Consider the following 26,821-nt stretch of genomic DNA (forward strand, 5'->3'; position numbering starts at 1 on the left):
TTCTATGACATGAACCGGCTTCTAGAACTGTCCAGTCACCTAACCGCTGCAAATTGGGGCATTTTTTTATTTTAGGCAAAATTCACTGGAATCCTTTCGCGTCTCCACATACACTGTAACAAACGAAAACCGGCGCCTCGCCAAATATTACCAGCCTTTCCTAACTATTTATGGTATAATGTAACAATTCACTCCAATACCGTTTAAGCGAGGCGTATCCATGAAAACGTTCAAGCCAAGAGTATTTATTGGCTGCTCGCTGGAAGCGAAGCCGGTTGCAGCCGCCGTGCACGAAAATTTGCGTTTCTCTGCCGAAGTCACTCCCTGGTTTTCCGGGGTATTCCAGCCCAGCAGCTATACCATGGACGATTTGGAAGCCGAGGTCCGCACAACGGATTTTGCCATTTTTATTTTTCATCCGGATGACATATCCAAAATACGCGGCAAATATTATGCTTCCGTCCGTGACAATACGATGCTGGAAATGGGCTTGTTCATGGGCCGGTTAGGCCGCAAACGTATTTTTTTCATTCTTCCCGAACATATTACGGACAGCAAGGACGATACGAAGGTCGAGGGTCTGCGGATGCCTACCGACCTCCTGGGATTGAATCCGTTAACGTACGAAATCCGCTCCGACGGCAAATGGGCTCCGGCCGTGTCCGTCGCCTGCTCGAAAATCGCCGACAGCATCGAGGAGCAAGGACGCTGGAGCGATCCCGAACTGGAGAAGCGTTTGGCCGAATTGAAACAAACCGAGAGCGAAGCCCGGATCCAGCTGCTTAAGCTGCTGCGCTTCTTCAGGGAATTGCTGCGTTCCCGCAGGCCCGATCCGGCCATGCTGGAACGCATGAGCGATGCACTCCGCACCGCTTTTGTCTCCCATCCCCCTTTTGCCGTACGCGGCACGGCGATCTACCGCAAGGATGATCAGGGGTATATCGAACAATTGTGCGGAAATGTTGGAGAACCGGGCAGAAGATACGATTTGACGGCCAACGACGACAAACCGCCTGATGATCCGAAGCGAATTTTGGTTATTGATTGTTATAAAGAAAATAAAATCAAGATCAATCTGTTTGACGATTACCTTGAGAAAGAATATTTGCTATGCTATCCTGTAGCCAAGAGGTATGTAATTACGGTGCATATCATTGGGCATACGGAAGCAGACGAGGCCGTTTTTCAGCAAATGGACATACAGAACCGTCAGCTGTTCAACGCCATCAACGATTTATTAGGAGGCGAACCGGAATGAAACCGGAAATGAAAAAAATAAGCAAACGCTGGGGCAGCGAAAAAAAAGTACGCCTCAGTTCTGCGCACGATTCATCACGGCCGGTTCCGGAACCCAAGGAAAAGGATAAGGATCGCTTCCACAAGCCAGCCGTACCGCTTACGACCATCGGCCCTTCCCTCAAGGGCAAAGAACGGCCTTACAAGGTCATTCTGGAAAAAGAAGCTTTATACGAAAAGCCGCAATATTTGGCTTAACGCTGCTAGAGCAACGCTGCCGTCTGTTCGGCAGCTTGGACCCGCCCCGTCTCCGGACAGGGCTTTTTTGTTTTTACCTTCGCGGTCGAAATCATGCCTTTGCATCTGCGCGATGTGGTCCGCACTTTTCGTTCGTTCCAGGTCTTCTATGCTTAGATTGCCTGCAACCCCCGCAAATTATACCCACATTTTGGAGAGGCTCGTCCCTTTTTCGCAGGCCCCTTTTGGGCTCCCGCCAATTCGGCGCCATATTTTTCCGCTTGTTTTTGGGTATGCCCCCTGCATATATTGAATATAATATAAGAACGTACGTTCCGAATATAATATTAATTCCGATTTCAGGTTAAGGAAGTGAAGGCGAATGCCCCTCCCCTCCTCCGTTCCCTCCCCTGCGGACGAAGACCACCATCTGGTCAAAAGCATCGTCGTGCGCACGCTGCTGCTGGATGTGCTCGAGCGCGATATGCGCACGCTGGGCACGCTGCCGCTGAAAATGCCCGAGGTCTACGTCCTGTCCCTGAAGAAGGTGCAAAATGACGTGCTGCGAGAAATGCAAGCCTTGCGCAAGCGGATGCGGAAGCGCGGCGTCAAAATTTTCGCGGAAAACCGTCAGGTCCAAGGCATTGAAGCATTATATTTATGCCGGGGATACCAACAGAGATTCTATATGTTATGGTCATTTGCGCGCAGCGAGGTCAAAAAAGAGTTAAGCCTGCATCTTAACGTCGATTTGACGCAGACAGAATAGTTCATTCTCTCTCTTGATCACGATGATTGAAGTGGACTTCGGTGCAAAACAGGTTGACCTTGTCAGGAAGGGTTCATTAAGATGATAGATAGACCGTAAAAAACATACACACATTAGCGGAGAGGCAGAACCAATTTGAAGAAGCGAAGCGTTCTAAAAGCTTTCTGAAAGAAAGCTGCTTCGGAAGCATAGGCTTATCACCGGATTTTCCCTTGAAAAAGGGGATTCGAAAAAATCTGGGGATAAGAGCGATCGGAAGATGGTGCTGCACTCGTAGTGGCCTTGTGTGATTGATTAGTCCGGTTTATATAGATGTAAACGAAACCTTCCATCCATTCATCTGATTTCGACCCCAAATGCAGCTAAAGCACAAACAGGCCCGTCCGCCATTGGCGAACAGACCTGTTTGCAAGAAACGATGTTTGGGCGTGAACCTTCAAGGAGCTGGACCAACGTGAATTTACCTGTCAACCCTAAAGGCGTGGCTGCCAATGTCACCGAATTGATCGGCAACACCCCGGCCGTGAAATTGAATCGGCTTGCCGGGCCGGAATCGGCCGACGTATACGTCAAGCTGGAATATTTCAATCCGAGCGGCAGCGTCAAGGACCGTGCCGCCTACAACCTGATCGCCCAGGCCGAAAAGGCCGGGCTGCTGCGTCCAGGCGCAACCATCATCGAGCCGACCAGCGGCAATACGGGCATCGGCCTCGCCATGAACGCGGCGGCGAAAGGCTACAAAGCCATTCTGGTCATGCCGGACAACATGTCCATGGAGCGCATCAACATTTTGAAAGCCTACGGCGCACAGGTCGTGCTGACGCCTGCGGCCGAGCGCATGCCTGGCGCCATACGCAAAGCGAAAGAGCTGCACGCGGACATTCCGGGCAGCTTCATTCCGCAGCAGTTCGAGAATCCGGCCAACCCGGACATTCACCGGGTTACGACCGCGCCGGAGATCATGGCGCAGATGGAAGGCCGGCTGGACGCGTTCGTTGCGACCGCAGGCACGGGCGGCACGATTACCGGCACCGGCGAGGAGCTGCGAAAGCAGCTGCCCGCCATCCGCATCTACGCGGTCGAGCCGATGGGCTCACCCGTGTTGTCCGGCGGCGAGCCGGGGCCGCACAAGCTCGTCGGTACCAGTCCGGGCTTCGTGCCGGACATCCTGAATACCGACGTCTGGGATGCCATCATCCAGGTGTCCGACGAGGACGCACTGGAGACGATGCGGCAGCTTGCCGCCCGCGAAGGGCTGCTGCTCGGCCCTTCATCGGGCGCCTCGGTGTGGGCATCCCTGCGCATCGCGCAGGAGCTTGGCCCGGGCCGCCGCGTGCTTTGCATTGCGCCCGATACCGGGGAACGGTATTTGAGCACAGGTTTCTTTTAAACGGAACGGGGCAGTACTGTCCATTCCACCCCTTCGGGAAGCAGGGCCGCGATGCGGTCCTTGGCTTCCTTTTTGCTGTGCAGCGTTTCGTCGAGAATGGCCGCCATGCCGGAGTCGGAGCTCGTCCGGATCAAACGTCCCAATCCCTGCTTCACCCGCAGCAGCATATACGGCAGATCGATCTCTTCGTACGGTGCGGCCGACGCTGTGCGTTTGGCGTTAAACACAGGATCCTGCGGCGGATAAGGGAGAGACCAGATGATGACGTTCGACAGGGACGGTCCCGGAACATCCAGCCCTTCCCACAGGTTTACCGAACACAGCACGCTCTCTTCGTCTTCCTGGAAAGCGGCGATGAGATCACTTATTTCGCGATCCCCTTCAAACATGAATCGCAGCCCGGAAACTTCCGGCATGCCCGCGATGTCCTGCTTGAACGTCCGCAATTCCTCCATCGTCCGGAACAGAATCAGCGCGCGACCTCCGCTTTGCTGCAATAACGAAACGGCATCTTGCATGCGGCGCGCATTTGCATTTTGTCCCGGGGCAGTCTCAGCGGCAATGCGCATTTGCATTTTGTCCGCATATGCATACGGCGAAGCGACCGAGAAAGACACGAAATCGGAGATGCCAAGGCTGTCCGCGACGTACCGGAACGATCCGTCCACGGACAGCGTTGCGGAGGAGAACACGATCGGCATGTTTTTGTTGAACACGCGTTCGTTCAAAATCTCCTTCACCGTGCGCGGCATGATCGACAGCGTCGTTTCCTCGTCGTTTTCCTCTGCCCAGCAAATGTAGCCGTCCTGCTTGCGGAACAGCGACAGCGCCGTTTGGATCATATCCAGATGCTCCTCGACGACGCGCATTTGATAACCGTCCAGCGAGAAGAGGCCGCTCTCGAACACAAGCTCTTCCCCGATGGCATCCAGCACGCTCGTCAGGCGTTCAATGGCTGCCAGCAAAGGCGCGTCCACGCGCACTTCTTTACGGTCCGACCCCGGAATGGCTACCGTGCTGCGATCCAGCAAAGCAAACAGCTGCTCGCTGCTCTCGATCGCTTCGTCGATGCGCTCCGCGAGCGATTCGCGGATTTCGCCTTCCAGCAGGCGGGTCACCAGTTCCTCGAAGATGCGATGTTTCAATTTATAGCTCAGCGCGTTCAGCGCAGCTTCCTCCAGCAAATGCCCTTCATCGAACACCACCGAACTATGATCCGGAAGCAGCGGCAGTTGACCCTCGCGTTTGCGCGCTTCATATGTCCACACATGCTCCATGTAATAATCATGGGAACAGATAATGATATCGCGCGATCGGCGGTAATGGTCACGAGATAACGTCAAGCCGCAGCGCTGCCGTTTGGGACAGACAAAACAGTCCTGGAACGGGTCCCAGTTGATTTTGCTCCACTGGCGGTCATTCAGGTGCGGATATTGCTTGCGATCCCCGTAAGGATGAAACGCCTGCAGCGTGCCCGGCGAGTTGACGAAATCCGGCAAGCTGTCGTGCACGTCTTCAATCACCGGCGCGTCCTCATCCGCGAACCGCACTGCGCTCAGTTTGTTCAAACAGATATATTGGTCGGGCGATTTGCCCAGCCTTGCATCCACCTGCAAATCCAGATGGCGCGCCAGCTTTTCGATATCGCCACCCGGTTTGACGAGCTGTTCGATCAGCGATTCGTCCGCGCAGGCGATGACCGCAGGTTTGCCCGTATACCGTGCATAACATACGGCGTAGAGCAGGTAAACGAGCGTTTTGCCCGTGCCCACGCCGGCTTCGGCCATAATCGTTTTTTTGTCTCCGTACGCCCGCTCCAGCTGGTATGCCATAAAAATCTGCTCATCCCGAACCTCGAAGCCGGCCTCCGGCAAAATATCGTAAAACACATCGGCAACCCATTCCCCGAGCCGGGGAACGAACGACTCTGCCGGATCATATGCAAAAGGATAACGTTGTTCCATAGCCAATCCCGTGTCAGCCTCCATTCTTATACAAGCGGTCTGGCGGAACGGATTCCGTTTCAAAAAAAGACCGCTAGGCAAAAGTTAATTATCTCATGTCAGGCGCAGGCTGACAAGGTGTTTTTGTCTCCATTATGCATAGAACCACCGATCAGGGAAAATCTATACGGGAATCCAATGTCAGGAAAGGTGGGTTTTTCCATCATGAAAGAACATCATCCCCCTTCAGTCCAGTTTACCCCATCCGCAAACGACAGCGACACATTAACGAACCGGCAGGGCCATCCCGTCACGGACAATCAGAACGTACGCACCGTAGGCCGCCGCGGACCGACAACGCTGGAAAATTACGATTTTCTGGAGAAAATCACCCATTTCGACCGCGAGCGCATTCCGGAACGCGTCGTTCATGCGAGAGGCGCCGGAGCGCACGGCATTTTCGAGGCTTACGGCACCGCCGGGGACGAGCCGATCTCCAAGTACACAAGGGCACGCCTCTTTCAGGAGAAAGGGAAACAAACGCCGGTGTTTGTACGTTTCTCCACCGTCATTCACGGCGGGCATTCGCCCGAAACGCTGCGTGACCCGCGCGGATTCGCGGTCAAGTTCTATACCGAGGACGGCAACTGGGACCTGGTCGGGAACAATTTGAAAATCTTTTTCATCCGCGATCCGCTCAAATTTCCGGACATGGTTCATGCCTTCCGGCCCGATCCGCTGACGAACGCGCAGGATATGGAACGATTCTTCGATTTTATATCCCTTAGCCCCGAAGCTACGCACATGATCACGTTTGTTTTCTCCCCGTGGGGCATTCCGGCAAACTACCGCCAGATGCAGGGCTCCGGCGTGAATACATACAAATGGGTCAACCAGGAGGGCGTAGGCGTGCTCGTCAAATACCATTGGGAGCCCCTGCAGCAGGGGATTCGCAACCTGCTGCAGAAGGAAGCAAGCGAAATTCAGGGCATGGATTTCAACCATGCCACATTGGATCTCTATCACGCCATCGAGCGTGGAGACTATCCCGAGTGGGAGTTGTGCGTGCAAATCATGGAGGACGACTATCATCCGGAGCTCGACTTCGATCCGCTTGATCCAACCAAGCTGTGGCCGACCGATCGGTTCCCGTTCCTGCGCGTCGGCAAAATGACGCTGAACCGCAATCCCGAGGATTATTTCACCGAGGTCGAACAGGCGGCGTTCGGCACGGGCGTGCTGGTCGACGGGCTTGATTTCTCGGACGACAAGCTGCTGCAGGGCCGCACCTTCTCCTATTCGGATACCCAGCGGCACCGGGTCGGCACCAATTATTTGCAGCTGCCGATCAATGCGCCGAAGACACCCGTAGCGACGAATCAAAGCGGCGGACAGATGCAGTACCGCGTCGACCGTGCCCCGGGACAAAACCCTCACGTGAACTACGAGCCGTCCTCCCTCGGCGGGCTGAAGGAGGCGACCCAGCCCGGCAAGGAGCATGAACCGCTGGTCGAAGGGCGGCTTGTCCGCGAAAAGATCGACCGCACGAACGATTTCGGCCAAGCCGGGGATACGTATCGTGCGTTCGAGGATTGGGAGCGCGATGAGCTCATCAGCAATCTCGTCGGCGCGCTGGCGAAGTGCAAGCCGGACATCCGCGAGCGCATGATCGGCTACTTCACGCAGGCGGACGCGGATTACGGCCGCCGCGTGGCCGAAGGCTTGGCGTCGGTGCCGACCGACGACAGCGCCGCCGTTCAGCCGAAGCGCTCCGCAGCCGCCGAACAGGCGGAGCAGCGCGGTCGCGAGGCCGACCGGTATTGACCTGAAAGAAGCCAAGCGGGTTCCCGGACATGCCTGCTTCGGCAGGCACGGGGCGTTGTCGCTGGCTTCTTCTTCCCCCTGGATGCACGCAGCCATTGGCTGCCTGGCTCCAGGGGGATTTTTTTCGCAAGTACAAAGTACGATGTCAAAAAAAACCAATGAACATCGAGCCCGATTCGAATTGGTTTATTTTTGTGCTGTATATGTAATTTATAATTGTCTATCGATGATTCGGGCCCATTCAGGCAATTCGTTTGTATAATATTTTATCCCACTTTGATCTGACCCAAGAATCATCTCGCCATCGTGTTTACTATTATCAACAACAATTAACTGATCAATAAGATCTAAGTGAGATAACAGATTATTCATACTTGTTACATGGCGTCTAACAATATCCTCGGTTTCAATATGATGACCACCATTCTTCACGCGCAAAGCCACACGTTCAATATTAAGTCGAACATCCCCTAGTCCCACATAAAACATCATGATTTCAAAGCCTTGTTCCTTTGCGGCTCTCATCTGCCTTATGACGTTGCCACCCGCTAAAGTGGTTTCCACAGTGAAGTCCCACTTATTTCGGATACATTCCCTGGCTATTCGGATGGCTTCTTTCCCAGCAGATACTTTGCTCTTTTCAGGATGTCCATGATTCATTCTACGGGCGAGTGCATCCGGATCAATGTTTATACTTACCCCAAGCCGGTCAACAATCAAGTTACGAATGGTGCTCTTACCGCTTCCATTATTACCGGCAAACACAAACATCGTTGCAGTTGTCTCATTCATGAGTAAAGTCCTGTTCATTCATTTTCTCAATCTTACCCGTACTATATTCTCTAACAATTTGTCCCTCAGTTGTCTTATATACTACATATGTCCCATTTGCTTTAGCATCCAATTTTGCACGGTCACCTGTCAGTCTGATTAATTTGGCAAGGTCCTGCGTAAGGTCCGTCATATAGAAACACCTCATTTTCACTTTTATTTGGAGTATACCACAGTACTACATTCTATATCTGCCTAAAGCTTTACGAATAATTCAGTCGGTGTCCTGGCCGATGCGGCCGACAACACCCTCTTTGTCTAGCTCATCGAGATATCGAGAATGTGGTAAATGTTACTTCTTTTCTATCCCCAGATCCACTTGTCCGTTTCCGAGCCGAGAATATCAATTAGAGTGATCTCATTGCCTTCTTTATCCATCGGGAGGGTCATGAAGCGATACATCTTTACGTTTTTTCAAAGACCGAAGGTGCATCAAAATTTCATTTTCAATGCAACGGTCGGAAAAAAGTGGAAATCTTTCTCCCATTGGCGAGTCAAATCACTCTCAATCGCTTTAATCAATCCTATCGTGCCGATGGAAATCAGGTCTTCTATTTCTTCGCTGGTTTACCAACATTCTTTGATGATCTCTACAAGATGAGCGAGCGTTGTACCATCCGTTTGATCCGTGAAGACTTTCATTTCATCCGTTTGGCCTTGGAACGCAGCGAGAACATAGTTTTCATCCACGATATAGTAGGTGGCATATCTGGTGATGGAGTATTTGTCTTGTTGGGCCGGAGCTGTTCCTTTTTTCACCGAAACGACAATGTTCATGCCTGGCTTCAAATCAGGTTCAACGCCCTTGAAGTCCGCATTATAAAATAATTGAACGTGCCCTTCCACCTTCTCTCCCACAATCGTTTCCCGAACGTTTACGTTATAAGACACAAATGTAGGCTGGTATGGTTCGCCCCCTTGCTGCCGCTTTTTTTCTTTCAAGTCAGCTTCGGGAGTTCCGGGTTCTGCCGTTAAATCAACCTGAAAATCCGCGTCCCGCTGCAGAACTTCGGCAATAATGACCGCATCGGAATAATCCAGTATTTCGTCGAAAGGTACATCCCTCATCTGTATATTACTGGGATATCCTGTGGAGAAAGGATACTCCTTGCGCAGTTGTTGCATTCTTTCGTCTGAAAGACGGGGTGGCACATCTGGAACGGTTGAACAACCTGACACAATCAGGAAGGAAATGATCATCCACATGGTCCATCGAATCTTTTTCAATACGCCCACCTCCTTTACTATCATCGATTCGCCGTTTATCAGATCATACCTCCCTATGGGTAGCCGTCGTTTTGTACCTTGACTCACCTCGCCGTGCATCATTCTCAAGTTCAAACCGGAACAGCCAAGCTAATGCCAGCACAAATCACATGCAAAACCCGGAAAAAATACGTTCAATCCAGCTGATGAAGCGTTAAAAACAAACGATAACCTGAGTATAGGGATGGTTTCTGTATACCTAATCAAATGATTATTTATGGTAACGTTTACAACATTTACGATAAATATGTGCCGCAGGTGCTTGCCGCACATATTCCATCCAAGGAGGTTTTTGCCATGAATATCGTTTCCGTTTCGCCCACATCCCGTGACCGCTCATCTGCCCATCGCTCGTTGAAAAAGAAAATGACGCGTTTCTGCCTGGGTGCCGCCCTGCCTCTATTATTAATTAGCGGTGGAACGGCAGGTGCAGCTGACCTGAATCCGCCAACGTTGGCTGAGCCCTCCGCCATCGCTCAGGTGCTGGCCGCCGGGGATTTATATGTCGCGCCGAACGGCCTTGCCAGCAATCCCGGCACGTTGGACAGCCCCACGTCCTTGGCGAATGCCTTAACCCAGATCGCACCTGGCAAAACGATCTATTTGCGCGGCGGCACGTACAGCTTTTCCGAAACGATCACGATCCAGCGCGGCAATAGCGGCACGTCCGGGCAGCGCAAAGGGCTGGTTGCCTACGGCTCGGAGAAGCCTGTCCTCGATTTCTCGGCACAATCGTTCGGCTCCGCGAATCGCGGCTTGCAAATGTTCGGCGATTATTGGTTCGTCAAAGGACTTGAAGTGAAGGGAGCCGGAGACAACGGCATCTTCATCGGCGGCAGCTACAACCGGTTGGAGCAGATCGAAGCGCATCATAATCGCGACACAGGCATCCAGCTCGGACGTTACGCTTCCACCGCAGCAACGAGCGAGTGGCCGGCATACAACGAAATCATACGTTCTTACTCCCACGACAACTACGATCCGGATGATGGCGAGGATGCCGACGGTTTTGCGGCCAAGCTGACCGTAGGCCCGGGCAACGTGTTCGATGGCTGCATCGCGGCCTACAATGTGGATGACGGTTGGGATCTGTACAGCAAAACAGACACAGGCCCCATTGGCGCTGTGACGATCCGCAACAGCATCGCCTACAGCAACGGCGCAACTTCCGACGGTACATCCACCTCCAACAGCGACGGCAACGGCTTCAAGCTGGGCGGCGAAAAAATCGCTGTAAACCATATTGTCGAGAACAGCATTGCGTTTAACAACAAAAAACACGGCTTCACCTATAACAGCAATCCCGGTTCCATTACGATGAAAAACAATACGTCCTGGAACAATGGGCAGAGCAACTTTGCCTTTGACGTCGGCACTCATATCTTCACCAACAACCTGTCCTTCCAAGGCGGCGCCAGCGACAAAACAAGCGGCATGGATGTGGACAGCACCAACGTATGGTGGAAAAACAAAAAAAGCGTCAACGCCAAAGGACTGCTCGCAAGCGCGGACGATTTTGTCTCCCTGACACCGTCCGTCACCCGCGGCAGCGATGGCACGCCTGTGCTGGGTAATTTCCTTAAATTAGCCACCGGCAGCGACCTGATCGGTTCGGGTACGCCTTCGGGTACCAATATCGGTGCGAGGTAAGCGAAGTAAAGGCATAAATTAAAAGCAAAGTCCCCTTCCCCATGCCAGCCTAAGCGATGGTCATGAAGAAGGGGATTTTTGAATTGCCGTTTGGACCCTGCTGATTTCTAGGATGATAAAAAATACTCACGATTTGCCTAAAACCTCAATGATGAGTCTGCCGCCTGTGCGCAAACCTTGCTCGAACGCCGCTTCCACGTACATGGACGTAGACTGTCCGATTAAGTCTACCAGTTGCTCCAAGGTATCGTATTCGCTCTCGTTAAGTTGTGTTTTGTAATTTTGCATAATGTCGGATATCCGGCGGTTGATTTCCTGATATTCGGCTTGCACGGGATGTATTGACTCGTCCAACCGCAGGTTCCCGTGAAACAAATCTTCGATCAGGTTTGACATGTTATCCATCATGGTAAGGTCACCTCAGGAAGATTGTACATCAGAAGATGAGCTGATATGGGAATTTAGCGGGAAATCCGCTAGTATTGTTTTTTCGCTTTTGGTGAGATTGATCCAAAGTTAAACCATGCTCATTGAGGTGTGGCTGATCGATTCCTTCGAACTGGATCGCTTGAACCGGAATTGTTTTTGTATAGCTTTTAACGGATATGTCTATCACCCTTTCAATGTAATTAAAAAAGACGACCCACAAGAGATCGTCCTGTTGAAGCTTGATATCCAATTCGATGAGCCGTTCCAGATCCTGAACAGTCTGCATCTTTATATGACCAGCCTCCAATCCGTCAAGTTAATTGAAGGCTTTTCGCATTAAACTGATCGACACAATTTGATCAATTTTATTTTTTTGTAATTAATGTATTTTTTTAATTATAATAACAAGATATCCACCATATATTATCCGAGCTATTTGAGTTGAGTTGGTTTCACCTGTGGGCTTGGCTCAAATTCGTGCGTACGCTCACTCAGCGCCTGTTCTCGGCTCGTTTCTGTCTCCGTTCCTTAAAGCGAGACGTTCTCACTGTAATGGGCTCAGATTGGCTCACATTCTGTCGTATGAGAGCAAAAGAAAAAGTACCGCTCGATGGGTGCTATAATTTTTCGATTAGCTCTTTGATTTTTTGACCAACCTCTTTAGAAGCATCCCTGACCCCGGTCGGGTTTATAATCCTGTGGTATTCTGTTGTGAATGCTCCTGATTCATTGTCAAAAAAGTGCTTACTGTAATATTGATCAAATAAATCCCATATTTCTGTCACGATATTTGCCTGTTCTTGATTCAAAAATTGTGATAGTTCATAAAAGGACGGTTCGGAAATTGCTCTTGCATTTTGAAGAGCAGTAACACTTAGCTTTACACTCTGCCCAAATACTGCAGCTTGTATGTAATTCGCTTCCCTTACCAGCCTACCTTTGAAGATTGCGCTCATTACTGCATATTCTTTTTCTTGTTTTTTTTGTTGCAGCCTAACAAATTCCGTTGATTCCTTAGCCGATCTTGCACTTCTAAATGCTGCTATACAACTAGCCACTGCGACCAACAACAATAATACATTTACTATAATTGAAGATACTGCTGAAATAAGCCTCCCAGTTAATTTGACTTGTAGGTATATCCTCAGTTATGTCCATGATAAATTATTCCCCCTATAATAAATTTTTGACTTTAGGAAATTTTACCTCTTTCGGACAAACTGGTCTACTACAGAACTGTTTCACTCCATCCCATCTGCCCCAGACACAACCTTTGCACTTCTCTGGCTGCTTTCTAGGGCTGGCACGCTTCTTCTTCCGTCTTCGATTCACTGATATTCCTCCAATGCAAAAAAGCCGCTCCATAATGAACGACTTTTGCTGATATATGTACGATTATTGCTACTGAAATTACGTTTTCCGTATAAAAAATAACGGCTTCTGCTGCTATTGTAACGCTATTTAAAGATTGGCGTCCGTACCGTCCGCACCAAATGCGCTGCGCTCTTTGCTTTAAAAGCATACGCTCTTAGTTACAAGAGAGGAAGAACAAGACCATTTTACCGACGACGCAAAATCCCAGTCAATTAATGAGTTGTATCCTCACGATTCTATTACTCGACTATCCTGCGTATTCCGTCGGATTACTCACTAATTCAATTTAAGAGGGGTAGACAAACAATTGTGCTATTCCAAGTAATACAAACCCCACAATCAGTAAGAAAAATCCGTGTTTTGAAAATTTCCTCCGGTTACTAAACCCTTTGAACAATTCCTCCTTTTGTTGATTGGTCAAGGGAAAGCTACTTCTATCATCCAATCCAATTGTGTCCCTTGCTGCCCCTTTATAAGCGTAAATAGAACCCGCAAGTGAAATAAGAATTCCAATCATATTTATCCACCAGCTCCATAATGCCATTTAATCATCTCCTTTTTTATAATCATAACGAAGATTAGAAGAAGAGCAATAAAAAAAGAGTATCTCAAGGATACTCTCCAGTTAGAGTTTCAACTCAATAACATACTCTTATCAAACGGGCACAATTAATGCACCGTCTAGACTCATAAACTTGCGTTACCCCTGAAACTACTATAGTTCTTTTTCAATCACTTTTGTACAACTTTTACAATTAGTACACTTGATATTGTTCAAAATGTTCGCCTCCGTTAAAAGTTATGTACTAATTGTACCTAACTTCAAGGCTACAAACGAACTCGCTCAGCTTGCTTTCCTTACTACTGATATCATCAGATGTTGTTCTAAGCTCAAAAACTGTATATTAGCATAGATCAGCTGCTAATTTCTCGATTATTCAAGTGAAAGAGCAAGAAGAGGAGCGCCCCAGTCATATGCCGCTTTTTGCGGCTGTGCGTTTCATTCTCGCCCGTTTTCCACAATACAAATATATCACGTAAAAAGTCTAGCAAACCTCTCAATTAACAGTCAGAAATCAGTCAAAAGAGTACAGGCTCAGTCAACTCTGTTTTCTGTGAAATCGGACGAAAGTCGTCATCCACGTAAAAAAATGATTGAGGAGCCGTAAAGGGAAAATCAAAATCCTTGGGATTTATGGGCTCATCATACCGCTCGATTTCTCCAATTTTTATAGCATATGCATTTTCTTTATTATTGAAGTACTTCTTAAAGAAATTATGCGTAATTCCTGAGTATCGATTAGTCATATCCCAAATGCTGTCCGGATCATCGCTTAAAATCTTATCTATGCTGAATTCCCCTACGATTCTTCCTTCAGGCATTGTCGAGTAGATAACAACAGAATCTACTTTTTGCTTAAAGATAATTTTTCGATATTCATATCGTTTTTCTTCGCTGAATATCTTCTCAACAAACTCAGGTTTAATCGATAATAATACCTTCACTTACTCCACCTTCTTTAAGAATTTGTTTGAACTGATCATCTGTCAGTTCAAAAAAGGACCAGCGTTGTTCTCGCTCTAAGCCAATTTCATTGATTAGCTTTTGCCGTATCAATCTTTTGCTAAGAGCAGCATTGTAGGTCATCTTAATAGTATAACAGCGACCTTTAGTATACCAGTCTCTTAAGTCATTTTTATCAAAGACACTATACGTGCTCGCATAAGAATAGAAACTTTCAAAATTATCAAATTCGTTTTGATGTCTAACTTCTTCCACAACACATATTGAAGTCGCTACCGCTGTATATTCCGCTGCATAACCAGGAGTCGCTGTTCTATACATTACCACAATATCACCACGAGATGTCCTATTTACAGGCATAGTTGTAACATATATTTTATGAATACTGTTGGTAAATGAAACATCTTCCAAGATATCAACACTTTCATTATTCAAAATCGAATCAGGGAACATAACAGAATGATATTGAGGGTAGATTGCCAATAAAAACTTGTCATTTGAACTTGTTTTAATAAGTGGATAATCTTTGAGAATATCGTCCTGTGTATTTATCATACTTTTTACCATAACTAACTCTGTCCCATTTTGCGTGTCCTTTTTACCATGATCGCAAAACCCATATTTTCTCATCAACCTTATCAGTCCGCTCGTAGCTTCTTTATCAAATATTGTTACATAACAATATTCAGCCTGGTTAACTAGAGCGTAATCGAGTGCCTTTTTTATAAAACGCTCTCCTAACCTTGTTCCATGTGGATTGATTTTAAAAGTGCCAATTTTTAAAGCAGAAGAACAGTCTATTGCCGGCTCAATATCCTCAACAGGACCATTCTCTATTTTAAAATACAAAAATCCCTCAATTAATCCGTCCTCATAGAATAGGTAAGCCTCAGAATCACTCTTTCGGTTAAACCAGTCTTCAAACTCTTGATAGTCTGCCTTGAGTGAATCAAAAAAAGGATCGTCTAAGTTAATGTCCCTAAAGTGTTCTTTCACCAAGTAATCATTCATAAAAACCCTCCTAAGATTTAGATATATTTATTTAAAAAATCATACAACTTGTCTTTATCTTCCCTATTCTTATGTATAAGTAATGGGAGCATCAAAGTCTCCGAGAGCTGTCTGGCATATTCAAGTTCTTCCGTCTGAAACTTATCAAGTAAATCGATAGAATAGTCTCTAGAATCACGTTTTTTGAGTCGCTTTTGAATTTCTTCAGGGTCATCGATCAACACCAGCAAGCACGAAATCTCCATTCGTTCAAATGTATCTTGTGGTATCCTTTCTACTTTTCCTTCTTTGTTAATAATGCAAAAGTGTCCATCAAGAAGAAACACTAAAATATCAGTTACAAATTTGTTAATAGCCATAATCAAGGCATCTTGATTCCCTTTAACATCTGTTACGTTCTTCACCGATCTTGCTTCTTCTTCTTTCTGTTTTCGAATCAGATCACTTGCTGAAAAGTGAGGAGTATCGAACTCCTTGGAAATTTCCTTACACAAACAAGTTTTTCCAACCCCATGAATCCCCCCAACAAATACTATCTTCTTCAAAACTTCGCCTCCCTTTGTAGTTTTTTGGGTTACATGTAATATTTCAACGCAAGCAAGATTTTCTCCTTCAAATTTCTCCTTTTTTTTCGTTTTCGACAAAAACGAGGCAGGCTTCAGCCTACCTCGATCCCATCAAACTTTTCCAGCCTTAACGCAGTACCCAAGATACTGATTGCCTCATTTTTCTCTCGACGATAAGTACTGTCGCTTATTCCCATTTCTCCGCAACTGATGTAATCGAACTCGCCTTCATTGTCCAAATAGCTACGTTCAATAACCTCACGTTGTGTAGAAGACAGCTTTTCCATGGCTAAACTTAGCAAACGGTCCTTTTCCTTCAGCTCAGCTTCCTTATCCACATTATATATAGCGATTTTCTCCGTTTGTTTGCCGATTACATTTGTTGATTGGTGTTTTCTATAAATATACGCCTGTATGATCACGGCCCCACTGCGAATGAAACCAATCTGCCGGTACGGCCAGCGCATCGGGTATCTTTCTAGTCTTTTTCCTACTATGACCCCCCAACTTATAAACTAAGAGAATAGAAGCTAGTTTCATCTTACCTTTTGACTGATACACTTCCTATTTGTAGGAAACATGATTGGCTGAGGGGATCCTATTAAATATTCACCGAAGGTGAGAACATATGCGTCAGCTCTATCCGGTGACTTGAGACCACGTTTTTTCATGTCTTTTTTGCTCTCAAGCAGTATTTTCCCCTTGCTCGTCATAGACCATTTTCTTGTGGTCAATTGAGAAATCAACACATCATCGCTTGGCAATTGTAAAACAGCAGGAATGCCATTCATATAATTGCTCATGTTTTGCTCCAATTGTCCTTTAATGTATGCCCACATTTCTGCTCCTAAATTTTCGTAATGCTCGTCCAAAGAGGATGATCCATTGTTTATAGGGATGACTTCATAGGGCAGTCCTTCTTCAGCAATGACTTCATTAAGCCGATCCGTAACACCGCCACCTACGCCAGTATCGTCTATTCTGATTCTTGTGTGGACAATTTCCGGATACTGAGGAAGCAATTCTTTTATCAGGTTCAATACCCAGCCAGCAGTAACCATCGTATCTTTATTGATGTGATGATGCTAAACTAATGTTACGGGAACAATGCTCACGTACTAGATGTCTCATTACCACCAAAATAAGCAACGCTACGTTTATTAATTTTGTCTTGTGAAGTGAGTCTCTCAAAATAACAGATGCCAAACCAACCCCTAGGCAATGAGTGCATCGCCAGGAGCTTTATTTATAATTTCATTTATTTTCCTGCAAAATTTCTACCTACTTCATTTAATAAAAATCGTACTGCTCAATCACCAGAAACGTTTACCCGCTCTTAATATCGAAAGCGGTAATCTTCAGTTGTAATATAAGGCGCTCCATTCATTCACATGAAATTCATATCGTTTTGCGGCAAGCTAGTTCCCCTCTGCTTGTATGAAAACATACGTGTTCTCATCCGATCGCTCTTCTGAAAAACCAAAGTTCAGCCGATCGAAGCTTTTGGCGTCCTTCACATCTGTAATTTTATGCTCTGCCATATAACGTACCATCTCCCCTCTAGCCATCTTGGCTCGGGTTGCCTTTTCCACAACCTTCCCCTCTACCAGCTGTCCGAACACGCAGGTGATGAACCGTGCTTCTTCGCTCAGAAAAGGAGTGATGTTTTTACTATACTCTTTGGAAGCCAGATTCAAGATAACGTTGCTTTCAGATAGAAGCTGATCCGCCAATTTCCTGCCCCAAAATTGATAGAGGGAGCTGAAACCCGGACCTTGCAGCCTTGCCTGCATCTCCAACCGATAAGGAGTTACGCCATCAAAAGGCCGTAACATGCCATAAAAACCGGATAATATGCGTAAATGCTGCTCAAGATACTCCAGCTCCTCATGTTGAAAAACACCAGGCGCCATATATTGATACTGAATGCCCTCATAGGCATAAATGGCTGGCGTAAGATTGTCCTTTAAGTTCATATTCCGAATTCGCTCCACATTCAGTTCGGCGATGGCATCGTTACACTTCCACAACGCTTTGAGTTCGTCATAGGTTAGCTTTTGAAGCAAACGAAGCAGCCGTTCTGACTCGGTCATAAAGTGCGGCATCTGTTTGCAAGCCATACTGTCATTGTCTATCTTCATCTTTTTTGCAGGTGAAATAATAATTCGTATCATGCTGATCCATCCTTAATCTACCGTTGTTATTATCGTCATTCATTTTACATGACTGGTTAAGTGAAACCAATGTCAAAGTACATTCATTCGCATCGTGAACCCTTTTATTCATTATGGATTAGGCATTAGTTGCACCTATTATTTTCGTTATTCAAAAAGAATACCCCGGTACGTGTCTGCATTGAGCAGCACTCGCAACCGGGGTTTATTATTATATTCAAGCACTGCCTACTCTCTCAACCTATCTCACCGCGTAAAATCATGCTGCCCGATCGTCAGCAGCGTTGGTCTGCTCTTGCTCCACACGGACGTTGCGATCTTCGGGTTGTAATAATACAGCGCACCGTTCGTCGGGTCCGAACCGTTCAGTGCGGCGCGGGCGGCACGATACGACGTTTGGCTCGGCTTCTGGTTGAACTGGCCGTCATCAATCGCGGTAAACTGCCCTTTCTGGAAAATGACCTTCGAAATGGACGACGGGAACTTGTCCGACTGCACACGGTTGAGCACAACCGCGCCGACAGCCACCTGTCCTTCAAACGATTCTCCCCGAGCCTCACCGTGAATCAACTTGGCAAGCTGGCGCAACGTACGACCCTCAGCCTTTATTTTGGCGTTCAGCTTGGTTAACGTCTTCGGGCCAGCGATGCCGTCCGCGCTCAGACCGACATGGCGCTGGAAATTACGTACTGCGCTCTTAGTCACCGTGCCGTAATATCCGGTCAAGCCTGCATTAAAATAACCCAGGTCGCTGAGTTGTTCCTGCAGCCGCAGCACCTGATCACTCTGCACGCCCTGCGCCAGTTTCTGGGCTCCCGCCGAAGGTGCGCCCACCGAGAAGGCCAGGCCTGCTGCCAACAAGCATGTGCCAAGCAGTACAGCCCCCCTCCCCGGGCGTTTGTTGCGTGCTTGGCCGCGCTCCGGCCGCATGGACTCTTCCAAGCTTGCTGCCTGAAGCGTCACCGATGGATGCTCCAGCACATTCGCAGTGATGTTATGCATGTCGTTTGTGTCTATCGTATTTCGCGCGTTTTTCAAGTTTTTGAGTTGAATGAGTTTTTTCAGATCTTTCATCGATTTCAGCTTGTTCATCATTTCGGATTACCTCCACTTCAATGCATCCGGATTGGCTTCATGGATCGTTCATGCCGGTGATCGTTCCACGTTCTATAATCTTAGGCAATGCCGGAAACGAAGTCTATCGGACCGATGGAGCAGAGGCACACGCTCTGAAAACACAACGCAAAAAGGCATGAGTCCTTGGTCACGCCAAGCTCACGCCTTTCTTCTAACATTGCATTAAAACTTGCCCAATCACGTACAACTTAGGCTGACAGACCTGCACAGGGAATGATTGGTTTTCTTATGCCGTCTAATCTTCCAGCTCCTGTCCCTTGGTTTCCCGGCCCAGGAACAATACCGCCGCGGCTCCGACCAGGATGGTGACGAAGAAAATGGTGAAAATCGTGCTGATCTGCACCTCTCGCTGCACTAGCATGCCGACCATGAACGGGGCGATGACACCGCCGATCCGGCCGACCGATGTCGCCAAGCCCACGCCCGTGGAACGCACCGATGTCGGATAGAGCTCCGGACTGTAGGCGTAAAGCCCGCCCCATGCACCGAGGTTGAAGAAGGAAAGGAAAATCCCTGCCGTCAAAATCGCCGCTTCCGTCGTTGCCAATCCAAAGGCGATCGCGCTCACTGCGGTCAGGGTCAGGTAAACGACCAACACAAACTTGCGGCCGAACCGTTCAATGAAATACGCAGCGGTGAAATATCCCGGCAGCTGCGCCAGCGTCATGATCAACACGTACTGGAAGCTCTTCACCAGCGTGAACCCTTTGGCCATCACGACCGAAGGCAGCCACAAGAACATGCCGTAATACGAAAAAATGACGGTAAACCACAGAATCCACAGCATCAGCGTGGTACGGCGATGCGGAACGGACCAGACAGTAGCCACTTTTTCGCGGAACGTCGTTTTGCGGATCGTCGTGTTCTCCTTGAACCGTGGCGGATCCTGGATGACTCTGCGCAAATAAAGCGCATAGATTGCGGGCACCGCACCGATCGCAAAGGCGATGCGCCAGCCGTATTCCGGAATGACAAAGTTCGCCACCAGCGCGGATACGATCCAGCCGCCCGCCCAGAAGCTCTCCAGCAGCACGACGGCCCGGCCGCGTTCCTTGGTCGGAATCGACTCGGATACCAGCGTCGAAGCTACCGGCAGCTCTCCGCCCAGACCGATGCCGGCCACGAGGCGCAGCACGCACAGCACGGCAAATCCGGTGGCGAGCGCGGACAACCCGCTCGCGATCGTAAAAATTAACAGCGTCCAGATCAGGATCGCCCTGCGGCCGTAGCGATCGGCAAGCGCTCCCGCAAGAAGCGCGCCAAGCGCCATGCCGATGGAATTAATGCTGGTGAGCACGCCCACCTGACCTGCGCTCAGGTTCCATTCCTTGGCCAGCGCAGCCACGATGAAGGAGATCATGCCTACCTCCATCGCATCGAACAACCAGCTCATGCCGGCACTGAATAGCAGCTTGCGCTGCTTGGGATTACGCAATACTTCCAGATTGCTCATTCGATCATTGCTCCCTCGATCTCGTAATCGTCATAATGACACTAACCCATTATTATGCAGAATGATCCAGAAAGCAATGAAAAATACGTAGGAATGACCAACCGTTTACAGCCTGGTTGCGGCATTCATCCTGTTAATGGGAGAAAATAAAAAAACAGGATGCAACAACTCCTTGCACCCTGCGCCCTTACCTTCAAATTTGCCCTTTAAAATTTATATTCTGATATAAACCGCAAAAAAAATATCCGCATGTTAATGGAGAGGCAGAACCAATCTGGAGAAGCAGAGCCGTCGCTTGAAAGCCTTCTGAAAGAAAGCTGCGTCGGAAGCATAGACTGTTCTCCGGATTTTCCCTTTGAAAGATGGAATTTGAATAAATCTGGGGATCCCAGCGATCGGAAGATGTTTCTAACTACGTAGTGGCTCCGTGTAAAAATCATTGGTTCAACTGATCTAATCGCTGCGAACCGTGGATAAAGAAACGAGAACCGGGCTGGCAAAATCGGATGCTTCCTCGCCTTTCGGATTATGAAGGCGGAACAGGAACGCATCTCCCGTTTCCGATTCCCACACCATGTAGTCCCACACTCCGTCCTCGCCCGAGGTTTGAAGATACAGCGCCGCAAAGCCCAGCGGATGTTCCACCAGTTCGCCGCTGTAATCGGCCACCTCGCCGTGGGCACCCAGCTCTTTCTCGCCCGCGGCCCGAAGCTCTTCCAGATTGTATCCTTCAGGCAGCGGTTCGATATCTGCATAATAATCAGCGTTTTTTTCCAGCGACAGACGGCCTTTCTCCGCATCAAAAGCAAATCCGTCAAACACGTACAGGGAAAATCCTTCGCCCTGATGAAGCTGGGCGGTCAACGTCTGATTACCTTCCGGCGTCAACAGGCCAAAGCTTTCGCTCTGCGGACGTTCTGTTTCTGTAGCCGACGGTGACGTTCCCTCATGATCCTCACCCGGTTCGTTGCCCGGATTCGGTTCTCCTTCCCCAGCAGAAGGGGAAGACTCGGGCGCCTCCGTATTTTGCGATGGAGCAGATGATTCAGGCGAAGAAGACGGTGCGTTCGTTCCGGAACAAGCCGCAAGCATAAACACCAAGGCCAACATCGGTACGCTCTTCCATACGTTAGATAACGAAATCATGGCAGATCTCCCTTTCGATTCGGTAAGCTCACTTACCTTTGTTACACTTACATACCCAAACGCGCTCTGGGTTAAAAAGGTTACCGATATAAACGAAAATAGGTCCTCGTCCCTCCATTTCCCATATTACAAACCATAAACATCCTTTTAGTTTTTTACCCATATACCTTGCAAGCACTTCATTGGCAATTCAGCCAGAATGCAATGCTCACAAAAAAACGGATCGAACGTTAAGTTCGATCCGGTTTCATGCATCTTTCTATCCTTTCAGCGATCCCGCCGTCATGCCTGCCACAAAATACCGCTGCAGCATGACGAACAGCGCGATCATCGGAACGGCCGTGATCAACACGCCGGCGAGCAGCATCGGATAGTTGGTGACATACTCGCCCCGGAACTGCATCAGCGCAAGCGGCAGCGTCAGCTTGGACTTGCTGCTCAGCATCAGCATCGGAATCAGCAGGTCGTTCCAGACCATCACGAGCAAAAAGGTGGTCGTGGCCGCCAGGGACGGCGCGGCCAGCGGCAGCGCGATGCGGGTATACAGCTTCCACTCACTCGCGCCGTCCATGCTGCCTGCCTCCAAAATTTCGGCATTCAGCATGCGCATGAACCCGGTCAGCATAAAGACGGAAACCGGCATCAGCATCGCGGCGGATACCACGATCAGCCCGGTCAGGCTATCCGACCACCCCAGCGTGCGCGTCAAGGAATAGATCGGCAGCATGCTGACCTGTGAAGGTACGATGAGCCCTGCCACGAACATGGCAAACACCACCTTGCCCACACTGCCTCCCCAACGGACGATGGCGTAGGCGATCATGCTGCTGAGCAGCAGTTCGATCGCAACGGTCGAGAGCGTGACGATCAGGCTGTTGCCAAAGTACTGCCACATCGGCTGGTTGCGAAACATGCCCGTGATGTTATCCCATGTGAACGGGTCCGGCCAGCCGAAGGGGCTCGTGAAGAAATGGCTGCTTGTTTTGAACGACGAGATGAATACAAAGTACAGCGGCACCAGAACGAGCAGTGCATAAATGAGCAGAATCAGGCGGCTAAACCATTTGAACAACTTGAAAACTCCCTTCTGCCTCGGCTCAGTGACGGATGTTCCGATATCAGTAGCTGACGCGATCGGCGCGCAGTGCCTTGAATTGCAAGAGCGTCAGCAGCGCAAGCAATACCAGGAAGATCATGGACCCCGCAGAGGCCAGACCAAACGAGTAACTGCCAAAGGCGGTATGGTAAATGTAGGTCGTCAATATTTCGGTCGCATAGTTGGGTCCACCATCGGTCATCGTGAAGATCAGGTCGAACGCCTTGAACGATTGAATCGTCGTATACGCCACCACAATCGTTGCCGATGGAGCGAGCAGCGGCCAGGTCACGTTGCGGAACACCTGCCATCTGCCGCCTCCGTCCATACGTGCCGCTTCGTACAACTCGGCCGGGATGCTTTGCAGGCCAGCAATGAAAACGATCATCATTTGTCCGGCATGGGCCCACACCTGTACAAATGCAATGGAATAAATCGCGATGGACGGATCGCCGATCCAGTTGCGCGCCATGCTTGTCAGGCCAATCTCATTCAAGCCGTAGTTGATCAAACCGATGGACGGATCATATAAGAAAGCCCAGATCAGGCCGACCGATACCGAGGACAGAATGGCCGGCAGGAAATACAAAGCCCGTAATACAACGCTTCTTTTGCTATTGCGCACGAGCAGCAATGCCAATACCAGCGAAATGAACGTTTGTGCGATGACCACCGTCAGCATGAACTTGACGTTGTTGCCAAAGGCTTTGTGGAAAACGATGCTGCCGAGACTGTCCTTGTAGTTGTCCAACCCCACAAATGCATAGGACGGGGAAACCCCGTCCCAATCCGTAAAGGAGTAGAACAGCCCCGTCAACGTTGGAAATACGAACAGCGCAGCGTACAGCAGCAACCCGGGCAGCAGGAACAGGGATAGCTGAAACCGATTTTTCATGGCTTATTTCCCGATATTCTGATCAATGATCGCCTGGGCTTGCTGCGCCGCCTCTTCGGGAGACGTGCCGCTCAGCACGGCCTGGATCGAGTTGGTGACCGCCTTTTGGTTGTCCCCGTTCAGAATCGTAAAGCGCGGCTGGAATACCGTTTTTTTGCCGGACCAGCCGCCTGCCACCTGCAGCTCCGGCGAATCGTATTTTACGTTGTCCACCGTTACGTTCTGTCCGGTCGCATTGGCATACTCGGCGGCCACGTCGGGCTTGCTCAGGAACTCGATGAACTTCTTCGCTTCCTCCGGATGTTTGGATTTGCTGTTCACTGCCAACATAAATGTGGTGGTATGCACGCCCTCATATTTGGCCTGGTCGGCGCTGACCGTAATCGGAGCAAGCAGCCCTTGTTCCAGATTCGGATTCTGCTGCTTGTTCTGTGCGAGCTGGTACGAACCGCTGGCCAGCATGGCCGCTTTCTCTTGAATGAAGAGCGCTCCGGCCGCAGCGTCTTTCGTTCCGAGCGCGTTCGGCTGGAAATATCCCTTGTCGTTCAATTCTTTGATTTGGGTCAGCGTTTTGACCCAGAATTCGTCGGTCAGCTTGGCTTCGCCGGCTTCTACTTTTGTAAAAATGTCGTCACTCGGCGCATTGTTCATAACCATCGTGTTCATGAATTGCCCTGGTCCGATATCTGCTCCGGCAAAAGCAATCGGAATAATGCCATTATCCTTCAGCGTTTGGGCTGCCTTTAGGAAACCATCCCAGTCTTTCGGCGGCGTGAGGCCGTATTTTTCGAACAGTTTGACATTATAGATCGGCATGTTGTACACGAGCTGGTATGGAATGGCATACTGCTTGCCATCCTTCTGCCCGGCTTCGATCAGTTTCGGATTATAAGACGACAGGAAGGAAGATCCCGTCAGATCGGTGAACAGTCCCGCTTTGGCAAAGGCCTCGAACTGCGCGCCCGGAAACGAAGTAAACACGTCGCCTACCGACCCATCACCCAGCTTGGACTGCACCGTGGACTGATACTGATCGGAAGGAAGGGTCTGCATTTCCACCTTGATGTTCGGGTTCTCCTGCTCGAAGGCGGCAATCGTTTTGTTCAGCGCCTCGGAGTCTTCCCCGCGCCAGTGAATGAAGCTGATCGTCACCTTGCCCGAAGAATCCGAGGAGCCGTTTCCTCCTTCAGCCGCCCCGCTGCCGCAAGCGGACAGCACGATGGACAAGATGAGCAGGCTGACCAAGGGAAGCAGCATTTTTTTATGTTTTTTCATAAACATTGACCTCCAGATGAATAGTGAAATGAATTCGCCAAACCTTATGACTGCGGCTGATGTTGCTTACGCCGTTCGTTCCATTTGCTGTGGATGAGCGGAAGCGTTGTGCGGCCGAAATTCTCAGCCTCTTCCAGGTGCGGGTATCCCGACAGGATGAACGTTTTCACGCCAAGGTCGGCATATTCCAGCAACCGTTCCGCAACCTGGTCCGCCGTACCTACGATCAGAATGGCACCCCCGGAACGAACGACGGACAATCCGGTCCAGAGATTGGGTCCAACAACAAACTGCTGTTTCTCGGACAACTCCCGCAGCTCGTTCTGTCTGCGCTGATTGGTAGCATCTGTCTCGGCAAATGCCGCCTTCGCTTTTTCGATCGCTTCAGGCGGCACCTTGCTGATAATCTCCCACGCGGCGGCCCATGCTTCTTCTTCGGTTTCACGCACGAGCACTTGTGCCCGCATGCCGTAACGCATGTCGCGCTTCTGCCCCGTCTCCTGACGGATCTGCTCGCGGATCGTTTCAATTTCTTCGATCTGTTCCTGAATCCAGTCGTGCGGTTCTCCCCACATCAGGAACGTGTCCGCATGTTCCACCGCAATGCGTTTGGCAATGGGCGAGCTGCCTCCCAAATAAAAGGGCGGGTGCGGGTTTTGCACCGTTTCCGGCATGCCTACCGGCGTTTTGAAGTGGTAATATTTCCCGTTAAACTCCGTCTGTGATCCCTGCTCTTCTTCGCCTGCTCCGCTGCCTGCAAATTCCGTCAGGTTCAGGCCGGATGCCTGGGTCCAGGAACGTTTCATCACTTCCATGTATTCGCTCGCCCGTTCATAACGTTCATCATGGGCATGAGCGAGCGGATCGCCGAGCTCTTCCAAATCTTTGACCGAACTTCCGGTGACCACGTTGATCATGGCCCGTCCGCCGGACAGCTGATCCAGAGCCGCCCCCATCCGGGCAGCGAGTACAGGAGCCACCAACCCGGGCCGCACGGCGACGAGCGGGCGCAATGTCTGCGTATGGCTCATGACGGCCGAGCCGACGACCCATGCGTCCAGACACGCTCCGCCCGTCGGAATCAACACAAATTCAAAACCGGCCGTTTCCGCCGTCTGAGCGACCTGCACCAGGTAATCCAGGCTTGGCTCTCTTTCCGGCGCAACGCCTACATATTTTCCGTCTCCCGCCGTCGGCAAAAACCAGCCGAACGACAATTCCTCGCGTTTGCTCTCTTCGTGTTTACTCAACATGGTCATTCCTTTCATCCGATAATCCATCTGAAATGATATAAGTTGAACCAATGATTCTTACACGAAGTCACCACGCGGTCCGAACCATCTTCCGATTGGCATTATCCGGTCGCCATTATCTCAGATTTTTTTGATCCCCTTCGTATTTGTGTCATTGTTTCGTTCAACTTATATAGCTACTCATCGCTTCTGATCATCATATTCTCAAATGCCTATTAGTTAACTTGGTTTAATAAGGTATGCACATCATAACAATTGATTTGTCTGTGATCAATGTCATTTTACGACAACTTAAATTTGTCATTTTGTGGTCAATATAAAAAACGAGACGGATTCCATCT

The 26,821-nt window shown here is 49.4% G+C and carries 27 protein-coding genes and 1 pseudogene; 6 read left to right on the plus strand and 22 right to left on the minus strand.

The genetic code is table 11. From position 1 onward, the window contains the following. The first annotated feature begins 220 nt into the window (after positions 1–220). The 4 genes from MKY59_RS20175 (at position 221) to cysK (ending at position 3,632) form a co-directional block, all read left to right on the plus strand. On the plus strand, positions 221–1,258 hold the full coding sequence (locus tag MKY59_RS20175) for a nucleotide-binding protein (RefSeq protein WP_236420074.1): 1,038 nt from the start codon (positions 221–223) through the stop codon (positions 1,256–1,258). Next, positions 1,255–1,494, plus strand: coding sequence for a hypothetical protein (locus MKY59_RS20180; RefSeq protein WP_236420076.1), 240 nt, complete (start codon positions 1,255–1,257; stop codon positions 1,492–1,494). The genes MKY59_RS20175 and MKY59_RS20180 overlap by 4 nt, the downstream gene beginning before the upstream one ends. Before the next feature lie 361 nt (positions 1,495–1,855). Continuing rightward, positions 1,856–2,242, plus strand: coding sequence for a hypothetical protein (locus MKY59_RS20185; RefSeq protein WP_236420078.1), 387 nt, complete (start codon positions 1,856–1,858; stop codon positions 2,240–2,242). Positions 2,243–2,696: 454 nt separating this feature from the next. Next, the gene (gene cysK, locus MKY59_RS20190; RefSeq protein ID WP_339273403.1) at positions 2,697–3,632 is read left to right on the plus strand and encodes a cysteine synthase A; all 936 of its coding nucleotides are present in this window, start codon (positions 2,697–2,699) and stop codon (positions 3,630–3,632) included. On the opposite strand, the gene MKY59_RS20195 is transcribed toward cysK, so the two are convergent. After that, entirely contained in the window at positions 3,629–5,596 is a 1,968-nt protein-coding gene (locus MKY59_RS20195; RefSeq protein ID WP_339278443.1) for an ATP-dependent DNA helicase, read from the minus strand. The two genes, cysK and MKY59_RS20195, sit on opposite strands and share 4 nt — an antisense overlap. A 204-nt stretch (positions 5,597–5,800) precedes the next feature. Here MKY59_RS20195 and MKY59_RS20200 point away from each other — a divergent pair, with 204 nt between their 5' ends. Further along, the gene (locus tag MKY59_RS20200) at positions 5,801–7,399 is read left to right on the plus strand and encodes a catalase (protein WP_339273405.1); all 1,599 of its coding nucleotides are present in this window, start codon (positions 5,801–5,803) and stop codon (positions 7,397–7,399) included. A gap of 210 nt (positions 7,400–7,609) precedes the next feature. On the opposite strand, the gene MKY59_RS20205 is transcribed toward MKY59_RS20200, so the two are convergent. The 4 genes and pseudogenes from MKY59_RS20205 to MKY59_RS20220 all read right to left on the minus strand — a co-directional run bounded on the left by MKY59_RS20205 (position 7,610) and on the right by MKY59_RS20220 (position 9,457). Next, positions 7,610–8,191 (minus strand): zeta toxin family protein, encoded by a 582-nt coding sequence (locus tag MKY59_RS20205; RefSeq protein ID WP_339273407.1) that lies wholly within the window; start codon positions 8,189–8,191, stop codon positions 7,610–7,612. After that, entirely contained in the window at positions 8,184–8,363 is a 180-nt protein-coding gene (locus MKY59_RS20210) for a hypothetical protein (RefSeq protein ID WP_339273409.1), read from the minus strand. Before MKY59_RS20210 ends, MKY59_RS20205 begins: the two co-directional genes overlap by 8 nt. Positions 8,364–8,459: 96 nt before the next feature. Further along, positions 8,460–8,818: pseudogene (locus MKY59_RS20215) on the minus strand (sigma factor); the annotation flags it as partial. Continuing rightward, the gene (locus MKY59_RS20220; RefSeq protein ID WP_339278508.1) at positions 8,798–9,457 is read right to left on the minus strand and encodes a hypothetical protein; all 660 of its coding nucleotides are present in this window, start codon (positions 9,455–9,457) and stop codon (positions 8,798–8,800) included. The gene MKY59_RS20220 and the pseudogene MKY59_RS20215, both read right to left, overlap by 21 nt. A gap of 336 nt (positions 9,458–9,793) precedes the next feature. Here MKY59_RS20220 and MKY59_RS20225 point away from each other — a divergent pair, with 336 nt between their 5' ends. Next, positions 9,794–11,146, plus strand: a complete 1,353-nt coding sequence (locus tag MKY59_RS20225; protein WP_339273411.1) for a right-handed parallel beta-helix repeat-containing protein — start codon at positions 9,794–9,796, stop codon at positions 11,144–11,146. A 126-nt stretch (positions 11,147–11,272) separates the two neighbouring features. Here MKY59_RS20225 and MKY59_RS20230 read toward each other — a convergent pair whose 3' ends face one another. From MKY59_RS20230 to MKY59_RS20310, 17 genes are all read right to left on the minus strand, one after another. Beyond that, positions 11,273–11,554 carry a DUF6809 family protein gene (locus MKY59_RS20230; protein ID WP_339273413.1) on the minus strand — a complete coding sequence of 94 codons (282 nt, stop codon included), beginning with the start codon at positions 11,552–11,554 and terminating at the stop codon, positions 11,273–11,275. A 28-nt stretch (positions 11,555–11,582) separates the two neighbouring features. Next, entirely contained in the window at positions 11,583–11,861 is a 279-nt protein-coding gene (locus MKY59_RS20235; protein WP_339273415.1) for a hypothetical protein, read from the minus strand. A 331-nt stretch (positions 11,862–12,192) separates the two neighbouring features. Further along, positions 12,193–12,645: a hypothetical protein gene (locus MKY59_RS20240; RefSeq protein ID WP_339273417.1), complete on the minus strand. Its 453-nt coding sequence runs from the start codon at positions 12,643–12,645 to the stop codon at positions 12,193–12,195. A 590-nt stretch (positions 12,646–13,235) separates the two neighbouring features. Beyond that, positions 13,236–13,493, minus strand: coding sequence for a hypothetical protein (locus tag MKY59_RS20245; protein ID WP_339273419.1), 258 nt, complete (start codon positions 13,491–13,493; stop codon positions 13,236–13,238). A gap of 536 nt (positions 13,494–14,029) precedes the next feature. Then, entirely contained in the window at positions 14,030–14,455 is a 426-nt protein-coding gene (locus MKY59_RS20250) for an ASCH domain-containing protein (protein WP_339273421.1), read from the minus strand. Further along, positions 14,433–15,485, minus strand: coding sequence for an N-acetyltransferase (locus tag MKY59_RS20255; protein WP_339273423.1), 1,053 nt, complete (start codon positions 15,483–15,485; stop codon positions 14,433–14,435). The genes MKY59_RS20250 and MKY59_RS20255 overlap by 23 nt, the downstream gene beginning before the upstream one ends. 17 nt (positions 15,486–15,502) lie before the next feature. Continuing rightward, positions 15,503–16,030, minus strand: coding sequence for an ATP-binding protein (locus MKY59_RS20260; RefSeq protein ID WP_339273424.1), 528 nt, complete (start codon positions 16,028–16,030; stop codon positions 15,503–15,505). Between the two features lie 113 nt (positions 16,031–16,143). Further along, a complete protein-coding gene (locus MKY59_RS20265; RefSeq protein ID WP_339273426.1) occupies positions 16,144–16,518 on the minus strand; it encodes an ArpU family phage packaging/lysis transcriptional regulator in 375 nt (124 codons plus the stop codon). Between the two features lie 69 nt (positions 16,519–16,587). Next, entirely contained in the window at positions 16,588–17,091 is a 504-nt protein-coding gene (locus MKY59_RS20270; RefSeq protein ID WP_339273428.1) for a hypothetical protein, read from the minus strand. 378 nt (positions 17,092–17,469) lie between these two features. Next, positions 17,470–18,225 carry a peroxide stress protein YaaA gene (yaaA, locus tag MKY59_RS20275; protein WP_339273429.1) on the minus strand — a complete coding sequence of 252 codons (756 nt, stop codon included), beginning with the start codon at positions 18,223–18,225 and terminating at the stop codon, positions 17,470–17,472. Positions 18,226–18,471: 246 nt separating this feature from the next. Then, positions 18,472–19,320: a cell wall hydrolase gene (locus MKY59_RS20280; RefSeq protein ID WP_339273431.1), complete on the minus strand. Its 849-nt coding sequence runs from the start codon at positions 19,318–19,320 to the stop codon at positions 18,472–18,474. 277 nt (positions 19,321–19,597) lie between these two features. Continuing rightward, positions 19,598–20,815: an MFS transporter gene (locus MKY59_RS20285; RefSeq protein WP_236416356.1), complete on the minus strand. Its 1,218-nt coding sequence runs from the start codon at positions 20,813–20,815 to the stop codon at positions 19,598–19,600. A gap of 453 nt (positions 20,816–21,268) precedes the next feature. Further along, positions 21,269–21,961, minus strand: coding sequence for a hypothetical protein (locus tag MKY59_RS20290; protein ID WP_339273435.1), 693 nt, complete (start codon positions 21,959–21,961; stop codon positions 21,269–21,271). A gap of 259 nt (positions 21,962–22,220) precedes the next feature. Continuing rightward, positions 22,221–23,033 (minus strand): carbohydrate ABC transporter permease, encoded by an 813-nt coding sequence (locus tag MKY59_RS20295; RefSeq protein ID WP_339273437.1) that lies wholly within the window; start codon positions 23,031–23,033, stop codon positions 22,221–22,223. Positions 23,034–23,079: 46 nt separating this feature from the next. Beyond that, positions 23,080–23,952 (minus strand): sugar ABC transporter permease, encoded by an 873-nt coding sequence (locus tag MKY59_RS20300; RefSeq protein WP_236416361.1) that lies wholly within the window; start codon positions 23,950–23,952, stop codon positions 23,080–23,082. Positions 23,953–23,955: 3 nt separating this feature from the next. Then, on the minus strand, positions 23,956–25,227 hold the full coding sequence (locus MKY59_RS20305) for an extracellular solute-binding protein (RefSeq protein ID WP_236416364.1): 1,272 nt from the start codon (positions 25,225–25,227) through the stop codon (positions 23,956–23,958). Positions 25,228–25,271: 44 nt separating this feature from the next. After that, positions 25,272–26,486 (minus strand): LLM class flavin-dependent oxidoreductase, encoded by a 1,215-nt coding sequence (locus MKY59_RS20310; protein WP_339273441.1) that lies wholly within the window; start codon positions 26,484–26,486, stop codon positions 25,272–25,274. Positions 26,487–26,821: the final 335 nt, after the last annotated feature.

This window comes from Paenibacillus sp. FSL W8-0426 (assembly GCF_037969725.1).
Taxonomy (GTDB): domain Bacteria; phylum Bacillota; class Bacilli; order Paenibacillales; family Paenibacillaceae; genus Paenibacillus; species Paenibacillus hubeiensis.

What these genes read in the sequence shown, in the direction of transcription:
- MKY59_RS20175 (WP_236420074.1), top strand. Translation starts at nt 221, where the DNA reads ATGAAAACGTTCAAGCCAAGAGTATTTATTGGCTGCTCGCTGGAAGCG.
- MKY59_RS20180 (WP_236420076.1), top strand. Translation starts at nt 1,255, where the DNA reads ATGAAACCGGAAATGAAAAAAATAAGCAAACGCTGGGGCAGCGAAAAA.
- MKY59_RS20185 (WP_236420078.1), top strand. Translation starts at nt 1,856, where the DNA reads ATGCCCCTCCCCTCCTCCGTTCCCTCCCCTGCGGACGAAGACCACCAT.
- MKY59_RS20195 (WP_339278443.1), bottom strand. Translation starts at nt 5,596, where the DNA reads ATGGAACAACGTTATCCTTTTGCATATGATCCGGCAGAGTCGTTCGTT.
- MKY59_RS20200 (WP_339273405.1), top strand. Translation starts at nt 5,801, where the DNA reads ATGAAAGAACATCATCCCCCTTCAGTCCAGTTTACCCCATCCGCAAAC.
- MKY59_RS20205 (WP_339273407.1), bottom strand. Translation starts at nt 8,191, where the DNA reads ATGAATGAGACAACTGCAACGATGTTTGTGTTTGCCGGTAATAATGGA.
- MKY59_RS20210 (WP_339273409.1), bottom strand. Translation starts at nt 8,363, where the DNA reads ATGACGGACCTTACGCAGGACCTTGCCAAATTAATCAGACTGACAGGT.
- MKY59_RS20225 (WP_339273411.1), top strand. Translation starts at nt 9,794, where the DNA reads ATGAATATCGTTTCCGTTTCGCCCACATCCCGTGACCGCTCATCTGCC.
- MKY59_RS20230 (WP_339273413.1), bottom strand. Translation starts at nt 11,554, where the DNA reads ATGATGGATAACATGTCAAACCTGATCGAAGATTTGTTTCACGGGAAC.
- MKY59_RS20235 (WP_339273415.1), bottom strand. Translation starts at nt 11,861, where the DNA reads ATGCAGACTGTTCAGGATCTGGAACGGCTCATCGAATTGGATATCAAG.
- MKY59_RS20245 (WP_339273419.1), bottom strand. Translation starts at nt 13,493, where the DNA reads ATGGCATTATGGAGCTGGTGGATAAATATGATTGGAATTCTTATTTCA.
- MKY59_RS20255 (WP_339273423.1), bottom strand. Translation starts at nt 15,485, where the DNA reads ATGAATGATTACTTGGTGAAAGAACACTTTAGGGACATTAACTTAGAC.
- MKY59_RS20265 (WP_339273426.1), bottom strand. Translation starts at nt 16,518, where the DNA reads ATGCGCTGGCCGTACCGGCAGATTGGTTTCATTCGCAGTGGGGCCGTG.
- yaaA (WP_339273429.1), bottom strand. Translation starts at nt 18,225, where the DNA reads ATGATACGAATTATTATTTCACCTGCAAAAAAGATGAAGATAGACAAT.
- MKY59_RS20280 (WP_339273431.1), bottom strand. Translation starts at nt 19,320, where the DNA reads ATGATGAACAAGCTGAAATCGATGAAAGATCTGAAAAAACTCATTCAA.
- MKY59_RS20285 (WP_236416356.1), bottom strand. Translation starts at nt 20,815, where the DNA reads ATGAGCAATCTGGAAGTATTGCGTAATCCCAAGCAGCGCAAGCTGCTA.
- MKY59_RS20290 (WP_339273435.1), bottom strand. Translation starts at nt 21,961, where the DNA reads ATGATTTCGTTATCTAACGTATGGAAGAGCGTACCGATGTTGGCCTTG.
- MKY59_RS20300 (WP_236416361.1), bottom strand. Translation starts at nt 23,952, where the DNA reads ATGAAAAATCGGTTTCAGCTATCCCTGTTCCTGCTGCCCGGGTTGCTG.
- MKY59_RS20305 (WP_236416364.1), bottom strand. Translation starts at nt 25,227, where the DNA reads ATGAAAAAACATAAAAAAATGCTGCTTCCCTTGGTCAGCCTGCTCATC.
- MKY59_RS20310 (WP_339273441.1), bottom strand. Translation starts at nt 26,486, where the DNA reads ATGACCATGTTGAGTAAACACGAAGAGAGCAAACGCGAGGAATTGTCG.